Origin of the sequence: Pseudorhodobacter sp. MZDSW-24AT (assembly GCF_002794355.1) — a bacterium.
Lineage (GTDB): Bacteria > Pseudomonadota > Alphaproteobacteria > Rhodobacterales > Rhodobacteraceae > Pseudotabrizicola.
This window is the reverse complement of sequence record NZ_PGOI01000007.1, coordinates 101,202-113,804: the sequence shown is the minus strand read 5'-3', so window position 1 is coordinate 113,804 and position 12,603 is coordinate 101,202. Positions and strand designations below refer to the sequence as shown.

General features: G+C 66.6%; 14 protein-coding genes. 3 read left to right on the top strand and 11 right to left on the bottom strand.

Going from position 1 to position 12,603, the window contains the following annotated elements; genetic code table 11:
* Positions 1-24 precede the first annotated feature (24 nt).
* The 3 genes from CUR21_RS06570 to smpB form a co-directional block, all read right to left on the bottom strand.
* Complete coding sequence (locus CUR21_RS06570; protein ID WP_100196221.1) at positions 25-1,203, bottom strand: amino acid aminotransferase; 1,179 nt, start codon at positions 1,201-1,203, stop codon at positions 25-27.
* Positions 1,204-1,207: 4 nt separating this feature from the next.
* The gene (gene sseA / locus CUR21_RS06565) at positions 1,208-2,053 is read right to left on the bottom strand and encodes a 3-mercaptopyruvate sulfurtransferase (protein WP_100196220.1); all 846 of its coding nucleotides are present in this window, start codon (positions 2,051-2,053) and stop codon (positions 1,208-1,210) included.
* Positions 2,054-2,241: 188 nt separating this feature from the next.
* Positions 2,242-2,724 (bottom strand): SsrA-binding protein SmpB, encoded by a 483-nt coding sequence (gene smpB / locus CUR21_RS06560; RefSeq protein WP_100196219.1) that lies wholly within the window; start codon positions 2,722-2,724, stop codon positions 2,242-2,244.
* A gap of 48 nt (positions 2,725-2,772) precedes the next feature.
* Between smpB and CUR21_RS06555 the strand changes: the two genes are divergently transcribed.
* The gene (locus CUR21_RS06555; RefSeq protein WP_100196772.1) at positions 2,773-3,219 is read left to right on the top strand and encodes a potassium channel family protein; all 447 of its coding nucleotides are present in this window, start codon (positions 2,773-2,775) and stop codon (positions 3,217-3,219) included.
* Here the strand turns inward: CUR21_RS06555 and CUR21_RS06550 are convergent.
* Both CUR21_RS06550 and dapA read right to left on the bottom strand, forming a co-directional pair.
* A complete protein-coding gene (locus CUR21_RS06550) occupies positions 3,216-4,109 on the bottom strand; it encodes a DMT family transporter (RefSeq protein WP_100196218.1) in 894 nt (297 codons plus the stop codon). The genes CUR21_RS06555 and CUR21_RS06550 overlap by 4 nt on opposite strands.
* Positions 4,110-4,224: 115 nt before the next feature.
* Complete coding sequence (dapA, locus tag CUR21_RS06545; protein ID WP_100196217.1) at positions 4,225-5,100, bottom strand: 4-hydroxy-tetrahydrodipicolinate synthase; 876 nt, start codon at positions 5,098-5,100, stop codon at positions 4,225-4,227.
* Positions 5,101-5,277: 177 nt separating this feature from the next.
* Between dapA and CUR21_RS06540 the strand changes: the two genes are divergently transcribed.
* Positions 5,278-7,245, top strand: a complete 1,968-nt coding sequence (locus tag CUR21_RS06540; RefSeq protein ID WP_232622715.1) for a lytic transglycosylase domain-containing protein — start codon at positions 5,278-5,280, stop codon at positions 7,243-7,245.
* Between the two features lie 71 nt (positions 7,246-7,316).
* On the opposite strand, the gene CUR21_RS06535 is transcribed toward CUR21_RS06540, so the two are convergent.
* The 3 genes from CUR21_RS06535 to mnmD are packed head-to-tail and all read right to left on the bottom strand — an operon-like array spanning position 7,317 to position 9,759.
* On the bottom strand, positions 7,317-8,198 hold the full coding sequence (locus CUR21_RS06535) for a DMT family transporter (RefSeq protein WP_100196215.1): 882 nt from the start codon (positions 8,196-8,198) through the stop codon (positions 7,317-7,319).
* A complete protein-coding gene (locus tag CUR21_RS06530) occupies positions 8,195-9,073 on the bottom strand; it encodes a DMT family transporter (RefSeq protein WP_100196214.1) in 879 nt (292 codons plus the stop codon). The genes CUR21_RS06535 and CUR21_RS06530 overlap by 4 nt, the downstream gene beginning before the upstream one ends.
* Entirely contained in the window at positions 9,070-9,759 is a 690-nt protein-coding gene (gene mnmD / locus CUR21_RS06525) for a tRNA (5-methylaminomethyl-2-thiouridine)(34)-methyltransferase MnmD (protein ID WP_100196213.1), read from the bottom strand. The genes CUR21_RS06530 and mnmD overlap by 4 nt, the downstream gene beginning before the upstream one ends.
* 60 nt (positions 9,760-9,819) lie before the next feature.
* Between mnmD and CUR21_RS06520 the strand changes: the two genes are divergently transcribed.
* Positions 9,820-10,860, top strand: coding sequence for an FAD-binding oxidoreductase (locus tag CUR21_RS06520; protein WP_100196771.1), 1,041 nt, complete (start codon positions 9,820-9,822; stop codon positions 10,858-10,860).
* A gap of 109 nt (positions 10,861-10,969) precedes the next feature.
* Here the strand turns inward: CUR21_RS06520 and CUR21_RS06515 are convergent, their stop codons facing one another.
* From CUR21_RS06515 to CUR21_RS06505, 3 genes are read right to left on the bottom strand one after another with little or no spacing between them, the layout of a single operon-like run.
* The gene (locus CUR21_RS06515; RefSeq protein ID WP_100196212.1) at positions 10,970-11,506 is read right to left on the bottom strand and encodes an NADPH-dependent FMN reductase; all 537 of its coding nucleotides are present in this window, start codon (positions 11,504-11,506) and stop codon (positions 10,970-10,972) included.
* Positions 11,503-12,231 (bottom strand): LrgB family protein, encoded by a 729-nt coding sequence (locus CUR21_RS06510; RefSeq protein WP_100196211.1) that lies wholly within the window; start codon positions 12,229-12,231, stop codon positions 11,503-11,505. Before CUR21_RS06510 ends, CUR21_RS06515 begins: the two co-directional genes overlap by 4 nt.
* Positions 12,224-12,577: a CidA/LrgA family protein gene (locus CUR21_RS06505; protein ID WP_100196210.1), complete on the bottom strand. Its 354-nt coding sequence runs from the start codon at positions 12,575-12,577 to the stop codon at positions 12,224-12,226. The genes CUR21_RS06510 and CUR21_RS06505 overlap by 8 nt, the downstream gene beginning before the upstream one ends.
* Positions 12,578-12,603 lie beyond the last annotated feature (26 nt).

The following is a 12,603-nucleotide window of genomic DNA, read 5'->3' as shown; positions in this document are numbered from 1 at the left end:
TTTTCGCAATCATGTGTCAAAGGCTCAGCCTGCGACCTTTGCAATCGCCGCCGCCAGAATCGGCACCGTGCGCGCGTTCAGCCCGGCAATGTTGATGCGGCTGTCGCCCACCATGTAAATCCCGTGATCCTCGCGCAGGGTCACCACCTGTGCCTCGGTCAGGCCAAGGCGGCTGAACATGCCACGGTGATGCGCCACGAAATCAAAGCGGTCGGAATTGGTGGCGCGGCGCAGCTCTTCGGCCAAGGTCTGCCGCAGGCCCAGCATGCTCTGCCGCACCTCTTCCAACTCCGCCTGCCAATCGGCGCGCAGCGCCGCATCTTCCAGAATCATCGTCACCAGCCGCGCGCCGTGATCGGGCGGAAAGCTGTAGTTCTGCCGGTTCAGAAACGCCAGATTGCCCTGCACCACGGCGCGGCGCGCAGGCTCGGTCAGCGCGATCAGCACCCCGGTCCGCTCGCGGTAGATGCCAAAGTTCTTGCTGCACGACGCCGCGATCAGCACTTCGGGAAAGCGCGCCGCGATCATCCGCGTGGCGGCCGCGTCTTCTTCCAGCCCGTCGCCAAAGCCCTGATAGGCCAGATCGATGAACGGGATCGCCCCCTGCGCCTCCAGCACATCGGCCACCTGCGCCCATTGATCCGCCGTCAGGTTCGCGCCCGTCGGGTTGTGGCAGCAGCCGTGCAACAGCACGATATCGCCCTTGGCCACCTTGCCCAGGTCTTCCAGCACGCCCGCGAAATCCACGCCACGCGTCTCGGCGTCGAAATAGCGATACTCCGCCATCTTCATGCCCAGATACTTGATGATCGACGGATGGTTCGGCCATGTCGGGTTCGAAAGCCACACCGTGGCCCCCGGTGCCGCCATCTTGATCAACTCCAGCGCCTGCCGGATGGCCCCGGTGCCGCCCGGTGTCGCCACCGAAGCCGCCCGCTCGGCAAAGCCGTCGCCCAGGATCATGCCAACCATCGCCGCGTTATAGGCAGGCTCGCCCGCAAGGCCGGTATAGCTCTTGGTGGTCTGCGTTTCCCACAGCTGCCGCTCTGCCGCCTTCACCGCCCGCATCACCGGGGTCAGGCCATTGGCATCCTTGTAAACCCCCACCCCAAGATCAATCTTGGTGTCGCGCGGGTCATCGCGGTACATGGCAATCAGTTGCAGGATCTTGTCCTGCGGTTGCGGGTTCAACACGTCCAGCATGGGCCTATCCTTTGGCGACGGCAAGATCTTCATAAGCGCCCCATTCGGACCAAGATCCGTCATACAGCGCATGGGTGCGGTGGCCGATGCGCTCCAGCGCAAGGCTCAGGATCGCGGCAGTCACGCCCGATCCGCAAGAGGTGATCGCAGGCTTGCCCAGATCCACCCCCGCCGCCTCGAACACCGCCTTCAATTCGGCGGGCGGCTTCAGGGTGCCATCCGCATTCAGCAGCGTGGCATAGGGCACATTCTTTGACCCCGGAATATGGCCCGCGCGCAAACCGGGCCGGGGCTCGGCCACCTCGCCCTTGAACCGGGCGGCGGCGCGGGCATCGATGATCTCGGCCTGTGCCAGCTTGGCGGCATGCGCCACCTGTGTCACATCCTTGACCAGCTGGTTCTGGCGGCTCACGGTCATGTGCCGGTCACGCACCACGGGCGGTGTGTCCTCCAGCTCGCGCCCTTCGGCGCGCCACTTGGGCAAGCCGCCGTCCAGCACCGCCACATCCATCTTGCCCATCAGCCGGAAGGTCCACCACACCCGCGCGGCGGAAAACAGCCCCGCGCCATCGTAGACCACCACCTGATGCCCGTCGCCCACGCCCATGGCGCGCATCCGGCTCATGAACTTTTCCACCGGCGGCGCCATATGGGGCAGGGCCGACCGCTGATCGCTGATCTCGTCAATGTCGAAGAACCGTGCGCCCGGGATATGCGCCGCCGCATAGTCCGCCTTCGCGTCGCGCCCCTGATCCGGCAGATACCATGACGCATCCAGCACCCGCAGATCCGGGTCTTTCAGATGCGCCGCCAGCCAGTCGGTCGAAACCAAGGTCCGAGGGTCATCCATGGGCGAGGGAGTCACGAGAGAGGTCATGCGTCAGGCTCCGCGCAGGTCAGCCCCGGCATATATCGGCAAGCCTAGGCAGGGCAAGGGCGCAGGCACCGCTGTCATGACGTTTGCCATACCTGTGCCATACGTTCACCAGACGCACGCCAGACGCCGCGTTTCGCGCCGGGTCACGGCGCTCTGCCCGTTCAGTCGCGGCGGCTTTCCTTCATGATGCGGGCTTTCTGGCGGTCCCAGTCGCGCTTGGCGCTGGTCTCGCGCTTGTCGGCCAGCTTCTTGCCCTTGGCGACACCCAGCTTGATCTTCACGATCCCACGGTCGTTGAAATACATCTTGATGGGCACGATGGTCATGCCCTCGCGCGCGGTGGCATTCCAAAGGCGCGACAATTCTCGCTTGGAAACCAAGAGCTTGCGGCGCCGCCGCTCATCATGGCTGTCCCAATGGTTGGATTGGGTATACGGCGCGATATAGCCGTTGATCAGCCACAACTCGCCCCCTTCCACGCTGGCATAGCTGTCGCCGATGTTCGATCCGCCCTTGCGCAAGGACTTCACCTCCGACCCTTGCAGCATGATCCCGGCTTCCAGATCCGATTCGATATGATAATCAAACCGCGCCCGCCGGTTTTCTGCGATAAGCTTGGAATTGGGATCGGATATCTTTGCCATACCCACCACATAATCACGACAGGTTGCCAAGTCCAGACGGGGGTTATGATGCTGATTCAGATCACGCTGGGCACGGCCCTGCTGCTCGCCTCGATCGCCGTCGCGGCGGTCTCCGCACTGGGGCTCGAGCGCGCCTATGACCGGCTGTCGCCTTGGCTGCTGACGGAACCGCATCAGCCCAAGCTGGTGGCCCTTCTCTGCGCCGTCTCGCTCTGGGTGCTTTTCATCCTCACCGTCAGCGTCTGGATCTGGGCGCTGGCCTTCCACGGCATCGGCGCCTTCGCCTCGCTCGAGGAATCGCTCTATTTCGCTTTGGTGTCCTTCACCACCTTGGGCTTTGGCGATGTGATCCTCCCGCAGGAATGGCGCCTGCTGTCGGGCATGATCGCCGCCAATGGCTTTCTCAATTTCGGCCTGATGACCGCCCTGATGGTCGAAGCCTTGCGCCACGTCCGCCTCGGCCAGCACGAGCGGCGCCGCGCCCGCCGCCCCTAGGCCGGGGTCACGGGCGGCGGTGGCACCGCCCTGCGATTGCCCCGCATCAGCGTGTAAATCCCCGATCCCACGATCAGCCCTGCCCCGAACAGCGTGGCAAGATCGGGGCGCTCGCCGAACAGCACCACCGCCAGACCCAGCGCAAACACCAGCCGCACATAGCGAAACGGCGTCACGAACCCGATCTCGCCGGTGCGCATCGCCGCCGTCAACGCATGATAGCCCAGCACCGCAAACAGCGCCGTGCCCGCCAGAAGCCCCCAGCCGCGCGCATCCGGCCAGACCGCCCCCCCGCTCCAGCCCAGAATCACTGCCCCCGCCAGCGTGAGCATGGCAAAACCCGCCACCCCCAGCTGCCGGTTCGACATCACCTTGGGCGCCGCCCGCGTGGCCAGATCCCGCCCGGCAAAACCCAGCATCCCCAAGACCGCCAACAAGGACAGCGCTGAAAACCCGTCAAACCCCGGACGCAGGATGATCAACACCCCCACAAACCCAAGTCCCACCGCCAGCCACCGTCGCCAGCCCACCGGTTCGCCAAAGAAGAGCGCAGCCCCGCCCACCACCACCAAAGGCGTCGCCTGCAAAATGGCAGATGTGGTGGACAGCGGCGTCAGCGCGATGGCTAGGGCATAGAACAGCCGCCCCGCCACCTCGAACCCGGACCGGATCGCAAGCCCGCGCGACCGCAGCGCCGGGTGAAAGGCAGGCTCGCCCTGCCGCCACGCCATCAGCGCAAACACCGCCATCCCGGCCAGTCCCACGATCAGCACGGCTTGCCCCATGGGCATCACCCGCGCGCTCGCCTTCAGGAACACATCCTCGATGGCAAAGCCCGCCATGGACAGCACCATGAACATCGCGCCGCGCAGATTCTCACTTCGCCCCATTGCGCTTCCCCTCACGCGCTGCCTGCGCCGCGCCCCTTTATCTTGGCAAAAATATCCTCGGGGGGGTAAGGGGGGCAGACAGCCCCCCTGCGCGGCCCGGGCAGGGCGGGGCAGATCAGTTCAGCAGACCCGCATGGCGCATGGCCGCCTTGATCTTGTCCTTGGTGCCGTCGGTCAGCGCCACCAACGGCAGCCGCACCTCATCCGAACAGCGCCCCAACAGCGACAGCCCGTATTTCGCCCCCGCCAGACCCGGCTCGATAAAGATCGCCTCGTGCAAAGGCATCAGACGGTCCTGAATCTGCAATGCCGTGCGGTAATCCCCTGCCAGAGTCGCGTTCTGGAACTCGGCGCACAGGCGCGGCGCCACATTCGCCGTCACCGAGATGCAGCCGGTGCCGCCATGCGCGTTGAACCCCAACGCCGTGGCATCCTCGCCCGACAGCTGGATGAACCCCTTGCCACAGCTTTCGCGCTGCATCGACACCCGCTCGATCTTGCCGGTGGCATCCTTCACCCCCACGATCCGCGGCAGCTTGGCCAGAACGCCCATGGTTTCGGGCAACATGTCCACGACCGACCGGCCCGGAATGTTGTAGATGATGATCGGCAGCGTGCAGCAATCGTGCAGGGCGGTGTAATGCGCGATCAAGCCCGCCTGCGTCGGCTTGTTGTAATAGGGGGTCACCACCAGTGCCGCATCCGCGCCCACCCGCTCGGCGTGCTGGATCAGGCGGATCCCTTCCACCGTGTTGTTCGATCCGGCCCCGGCAATCACCGGCACGCGGCCATCCGCGAACTTGACCACCGCTTCGATCACGGCCTCATGCTCTTCATGGCTCAGCGTCGGGCTCTCGCCCGTGGTCCCCACCGGCACCAGGCCGTGCGACCCTTCGGCGATCTGCCAGTCGACCAGCTTCTTCAGCGTCTCCAGATCAAGTTCGCCGTTCTTGAACGGCGTAACCAAGGCGGGAATGGACCCTTTGATCATGGCACGCAGACTCCTGTTGCAGCGACACGGAGGTCGAGTCGCTTGGGCTGAAAATCCCGCCTTGATTAGCCGGGGCGCAGCCGATTGCCAAGCGCAGCCTTTTCCATCCCGGCCACGCGCCTGCGCTGACAGGATCGTGGGTTGTCGGCCCTTCTGCCATAAGGCAAAATCGCCGCCATGAGCAGAACCAGAAAAACCATGATCTTCAGCCGTCTTGCCCCCTTGGCATTGGCCCTTGCCCCGCTTCTTTTGGCCCTTGCCGTCGCCGCGCCTGTGCGCGCCGATGACGCCGCCGCCATGCGTCAGGTGCTGAACCGGATCTATGCCAAGGATTGGGCCGCCGCCACTGCCGCCGCCCCGCATGAGGTTGCCCGCGATCTGGTCGACTGGCACCGTCTGCGCGCCGGGGACGGCACCTTGGGCGATTATGAATCCTTCCTTCAGCGCCGCCCCGATTGGCCGGGCCTGCCCTTCCTGCATCAAAAAGGCGAAACCGCCGTCGCCCGCTCCACCACCCCCGACCGTGTGATCGCCTATTTCGGCACCCGCACGCCGCAAACCGGCGAAGGCGCCGTGGCGCTCGTGCGTGCCCTGCAGGCCCAAGGCCGCCGTGATCAGGCCGAAGACCGTGCGATGCAGGCTTGGTCCGATCTCGTCCTGTCCGCCGAAGAGGAAGCCGCCCTCCTTTCACTCGCCCCGCAATCGGTGGCGCTGGTCCACGAACTCCGGATGGACCGCCTGCTCTGGCAAGAACGCCGGACCGAGGCGCAGCGCCTGATGCCCCGCATGCCCGCGGATTGGCAGGCGCTGGCCAAGGCGCGCATCGGCCTGCAAACCGGTGTAGCGGGCGTGAACGCGCTCATCAACGCCGTGCCGCCCGCGCGCGCCGCCGATCCGGGCCTCGCCTTCGACCGCTTCATCTGGCGCATGAAGCGCGACATGTATGACGAAGCCTTGCCGCTCATCCTCGAACGCAGCGCCTCCGCCGCCACCTTGGGCGACCCGCAGGCCTGGGCCGCGCGCCGCGCCGTGCTCACCCGTTGGCTCCTGCGCCAGAACCGCCCGGCCGAGGCCTATCGCGTCGCCTCCGCCCATCACCTGACCTCGGGCAGCGGCTATGCCGATCTCGAGTTCCTGTCGGGCTTCATCGCCCTGCGGCGGCTGAACGATCCGGCCCGCGCGCTCACCCATTTCCGCCACCTCGAAGCGGGTGTGGCCACCCCAATCTCGCTGTCGCGCGCGCTCTACTGGCAAGGCCGGGCCCAAGAAGCCGCTGGCGCGCGCGATGCCGCTCAAACCGCCTACCGCGCCGCCGCCCGCCATCAAACCGCCTATTACGGCCTCCTTGCCGCCGAAAAGCTCGGCCAAAACCTCGATGCCAGCCTCGTGAACGCGCCGCGCCCTTCCGATTGGCGGCAGGCCGCCTTCACCCGCAGTTCGGTGCATCAGGCCGCCTTGCTCGCCCTCAGCGGCGGCGACCGGGCCATCGCCAAACGCTTCTGGATTCACCTCGCCGAAAGCCTCGACGCCACCGGTCTCGATCAGCTGGGTGATATGGCGCTCGCCTTGAACGAGCCGCATATCGCCGTGCTCGTGGGCAAGCACGCCGCCGAGCGTGGGGTGATCCTCCCGCGCGCCTATTACCCGGTCTCCGATCTGGTACCCGACGGGCTCGCGGTCAGCCGCGCCTTTGCCCTCTCCATCGCCCGGCGCGAAAGCGAATTCGAACCCGCCGCCCGCTCCGCCGCCGATGCGCGCGGGCTGATGCAGCTGCTCCCCGGCACCGCCAAGATGATGGCCACCAAGCTCGGGCTGCCTTACGAAGAGGGCAGGCTCACCCGCGATCCCGCCTATAACGCCCAATTGGGCAGCGCCTATCTGCGCCAGCTGATCGATGAATTCGGCCCCTCCATCGCTTTGGTCGCCTCGGGCTACAACGCCGGCCCCGGCCGCCCGCGCCACTGGATCACCGAATATGGCGACCCGCGCGCCGCAAATGTCGATGTGATCGACTGGGTGGAATCGATCCCCTTCACCGAAACCCGCACCTATGTGATGCGGGTGATCGAAGGCGTCATCCTTTACCGCGCCAAACTGCGCGGCACCCCCGGCCCGGTCAACGTGACGGGGGAGCTCAAGGGCTGACCGCTCCCCCTTGCACCTTTCTGAAATACTCCCGCCGGAGGCGTCCTGCCGCCGCCGCCCGCGCTGCGGTGTCAGACCTGGCGGCGGCTCTTCACATGCTGCCGCCACAGGGTGAACACCCCCGCCGCCACCACGATCCCCGCGCCGATCGCCACATTCACCCGCAGGCTCTCGCCAAAGACGAACAACCCGATCATCGTGGCAAAAGGCAGCTGCAAATAGGCCAAAGGCTGGATCGCCGAGGCTTCGGCCACCTCATAGGCCCGGATCAGGCACCAATGCGACAAGGCGGCGGTGCAGCACAACAGCGCCATCCAGCCGATGTCCGGCCCGCGCATCGGCTCCCAATGCCAGATCCCCACCGCCGTCATCACCACCGCTCCGGTGATCCCGGTCCAGAAGAACGACACCATCGCCGCATCCTCCCGCGCCACATAGCGCGTCAGCAACCCATAAAGCGCGAACATCAAGGCCGCCGCCAGCGGGATCAACGCCTCGACCCGGAACACACCAAACCCGGGTTGCAGGATCACCACCACGCCGACAAATCCCACCCCGATGGCAAGCCAGCGCCGCCAGCCGACGCTCTCGCCCAAGATGGGCCCCGACAGCGCGGCAATCAGCAGCGGATAGGTTGCGAACACCGCATGGCTTTCCACCAGCCCCAGCGCCACAAAGCCCAGAACCATCACGCAGATCTCCAGCGCCAGCAAAAGCCCGCGCAGCACCTGCACCTTCGGCATCCGCGATCCCACCGCCGCGCGGAGGCCGCCGGGCATCCGCGACACCAGCACCATCACGAAAGCCGCAAAGAACCAGTAGCGCAGCATCACCACCATCCAGACGTTGTAAGACCCCGCCAGATGCCGGGACAAACCGTCCTGCACCGCAAAGATCATCGTCGTCAGGACCATCAGCCAGATGCCCAGCTTGGTGTTCTGTGTCACGCTCATGCCTGTGTCGCCTTGCCTGCGCCGCGTTCCAGCGACAGCGCATAAAGCCCCGCCGCGATGATGATCCCCGTGCCCAAGGCCACCAACGGGCCAAGCGTTTCACCATAGACCGTCAGCCCGATCAGCGTGACGAAGACGATCTGCAAATAGGCATAGGGCTGCACCCGCGCCGCCTCGATCTGCTCATAGCATTTCAGCAGCAACCAATGCGAAAAGATCGAAATGCTGGCATAGATCGCCAACAGCGGCACATCCGCGGGGGCCACGGGCTGCCAGTTCGGCAGGCCCACCCCCGTCATGATCCCGGCCCCGATCACCGCAGGCCAGAAAAAGGACGGAAAGGTCGGCTCATCCCGCGTGGTCAGCCGCGTGAGGATCGAATACAGCGCGAACATCACCGCCGAGGCCAGCGGCAACAGCGCCGCGGGCGTGAACACCCCCAGCCCCGGCCGCAAGATCACCACCACCCCAAGCATCCCCGCGCCAATCGCCAGCCACCGCTGCCACAGGATCCGCTCGCCCAGGATCAGCCCGGAAAACGCTGCGATCAGCAGCGGGCAGATGGCAAAGACCGCATGGCTCTCGATCAGCCCGATCAGCGTATAGCCCCAGACGATCACGCAGATCTCGCCCACCAAAAGCACGGACCGTGCCACATGCACCCGCATATGCCGCGACCCCACTGCCGCGCGCACCCCTTCGGGGCGGCGCAGGGCCAAGAGCATCACAAAGCCCGCAAACACCCAATAGCGGACCATCACCACCATCAGCGTGTTGTATTCCCCGGCCAGATAGCGGGAAAACCCGTCCTGCGCCGCAAAGGCCGCGACGGCGGCGATCATCAGCCAGATGCCAAGGCGCGGGTTGCGGCTCATCGCTGGCCTGCTGTCATGTGCCGCTTGCGCCCGTGCCCGGGCTGCCGCTCCACGGTGAATCCGGCCTCGGTCAGCGCGCGGCGCACATGGCCCGCGGCCGTATAGGTGGCAAAGCTGCCGCCCGGCGCGGTATGGCGGGCCACCTCGGCCATGATCTCGGGCGACCACAGCTCGGGGTTCTTGGCGGGCGAAAACCCGTCCAGAAACCACGCATCGGCCAGACCCGCCCAACCGGGCAAGGTCTCGCGCGCGTCGCCTTCGATCACCTCCACCGCGATCCCCGGCACCGCAAACCGCCGCGCGCCGCTGGCCCAAGCGCTCAGGAACGGCTCCGCCACCGCCCTTGCCTGCGGAAAATGCGCCAAAGCGCGGGCAATGTCTTCGGCGGACATCGGATAGGCCTCGAAACTGGTGAACCGCAGCGTGCCCACGCCCCCCGCCTCGGCCCATGCCATCTGCAAGGCCAAAAGGTTCAGCCCGGTGCCAAAGCCCAGCTCCGCCACCTGAAACCCGTCGCACAGCCGCGCGGGCAGGCCGTTTCCGGCCAGAAACACATGCCGCGTCTCCGCCAGCCCGTCGTTCAGTGAAAAATACGGATCATCAAAGCGCCGCGACACCGGGATCACGCCATCTCGCCAGTCCAGACCATTGCAGCCTTGCACAGCGTCCTGTTCGATTTCCGACATTTGCCTTATGCCCCAGACCGGGTGACCAACCGGGCCATCCATGGTCATGAGGCGCAGGAAATGACAAGACCCGATCTGACAATCCGCGGGGCCGGGATCTTTGGCCTCTCTATTGCTTGGGAGGCCGCCCGGCGCGGCGCGCGCGTGCGGCTGATCGAAACCAGCCGCATCGGGGCCGGATCTTCGGGCGGCATCGTGGGGGCGCTGGCCCCGCATGTGCCGGAAAACTGGAACGACAAGAAGGCCTTTCAGCTCGACAGCCTGCTGATGGCCGAAGCCTTCTGGGCCGAGGTTGCCGCCGTCTCGGGCTTGCCCACCGGCTATGCCCGCAGCGGCCGCCTGCAACCCCTCGACACGCCCGAGGCGGTGGCCCGCGCCCAAGACCGCGCCGCCGAGGCGCAGGTGCTTTGGCAAGGCCGGGCCATCTGGCAGGTGGTCCCCGCCACCGGCGCGCCGTGGGAACCGGCAAGCCCCATCGGCCTCTTGATCCATGACAGCCTGTCGGCCCGGCTGCACCCCCGCCTTGCAGCGGCGGCGCTGGTGGCTGCGATCCGCGCGCGCGGGGGCGAGGTGGTGCTGGGGGAGGCCGAAAGCGCGGGTCCGGTGATCTGGGCCACCGGACTGGCCGGGCTCATGGCGCTGAACGCCGATCTGGGCCGCAAGGTCGGGGCAGGGGTCAAGGGGCAGGCGGTGCTTTTGGCCCATGACGCCCGCGCGGCACCGCAGATGCAGGTGGATGGCCTGCACATCGTGCCCCATGCCGATGGAACCGTCGCCATCGGCTCAACCTCGGAAAACCAGTGGGACGATCCGACAGGGGTTGATGCCCAATGCGATGCCCTGCTGGTCCGCGCCCGCGCCGCCGTCCCGGCCTTGCAGGACGCGCCCGAGGTGGAACGCTGGGCCGGCATCCGCCCCCGCGCCCGCAGCCGCGCGCCCATGCTGGGCGCTTGGCCGGGGCGACCGGGCGCGTTCGTCGCCAATGGCGGCTTCAAGATCGGCTTTGGCATGGCGCCCAAGGTGGCGCAGGTGATGGTCGATCTGGTGCTGGAAGGGCAGGACCGGGTCCCGGACGGGTTTCGGGTCGAGGCTTCGCTGTGAGGCGCAGGTCAGGCTGAAAGCGCCGGGGGCTTTGCCCCCAGCCATTGGGGTCTTGAACCAAGGGCGAACCCAAATGGCTCCCCCCCAGGATATTTGTGAACAGATGATGTCAGCGGGTGGTTTCGCTGCGCAACAGCTGCATGAGTTCGGTCAGGCCTTTTTCCGAGCGGGCGTCTTTCAGCTGGCCTTCCTCGTCAAAGGCTTCGCCGGAGTTTGCGATGAACACCTCTGGCCCGGGCAGCAGGCGCGGGCGGAACGGGGTAAGGCAGTGGCGCAACGAGAATTGCGACCGCTCGCCCCCGGCGCGGCCTGCGGCGGCGGACAGGATGGCCACCGGCTTGTCGCGCCACGGCCCGCCTTTGGTGCGGCTGACCCAATCCAGCGCGTTCTTCAGCACACCGGACAGGTTCTTGTTGTATTCGGGCGTGGCGATCACCACCGCATCGGCGGCGGCGATCTGATCCGCCAAGGTTTGCACCGTTTCGGGCATGCCTTCGGCTTCAAGATCGCCGTCGTAAAGCGGCAGGCGCAGGTTGCCTTCGACAAAGTGGCACGGGCCAAAGGCACGCACGGCGGCCTGCATCAAAAGACGATTGGTGGAAGCCGCGCGCAGCGAACCGCACAGGCCAAGAAGGGTGGGAGTCATGGAATACCTTGTTGGATCAGGGACAGAGAGAGCGGCGCGATCAGCGCCGTTGCGAGTGCATTTAGCGCCATCCCCAGCGCGGCAAAGGCCCCGGCGGTGGGATGCACCTGAAGCGCGCGCGCGGTGCCGATGCCATGGCTGGTCAGCCCCACCGCAAAGCCGCGCGCCCGCCAGTCGCGCAAGCGCAGCGCGTTGAGCAGAGGTGTCGCCACCACCGCGCCCGTGATCCCGGTCAGGATCACCAGCACCGCCGTCAGCGTGGGCGACCCGCCCATCCGTTCCGCAATGCCGATGGCCACCGGGGCCGTCGCCGATTTTGGCGCGAGCGAGGCCAGCACCGGGCCATCGACCCCAAGCGCCTTGGCAATCGCCAACGCCGACAGCGCCGCCGTGAACGACCCTGCCACCAGCGCCGCCAAGGCAGGCCACAGCGCGCGGCGCAGGCGCGGCAGGCTGTCATAGAGCGGCAGCGCCAGCGCCACCGTGGCCGGCCCCAGCAGGAAATGCACGAATTGCGCGCCCTCGAAATAGGTCGCGTAGGGGGTGGCGGTCACATGCAGCAGCACCGCCAGTGCGGCCACCGCCACCAGCACCGGGTTCACCAAAGGGCTGCGCCCCGCCAGCCGAAAACAGGCATCCCCCAGCGCATAGGCGCAGAGTGTGGCCGTCAGCCACAGAAGCGGGCCTTGCGACAGATAGCTCCAGATCTCGGCGAAATCAGTCATCCTGCGACCCCGTCAGCCGCGCCACCGCGGCAAAGGTCAGCGCGCCCACGGTGATCGCCAGCACCGTTGATACCACCACCGCAAGCAGGATCGCCCCCGTCTGCCCGCCCAAGGTGGCGACATGCCCCACCACCCCCACGCCCGCCGGCACGAAAAGCAGCGACAGATGCGCCAGAATGCCCTGCGCCACCGGCCGCACCAGCAGCCCCAGCCGCGGCAGGGCCACCAGCGCCGCCAGAAGCAGCACCATGCCAAGCACCGGACCCGGCAGCGGCAGGCCAAGCGCGCGCGCGGCCATTTCGCCCAGCAACTGGCAGATCAGGATCAGGATCAGGGCGTGCAGCATCACCGGGCCTTTGGCTGTGTGGGGCC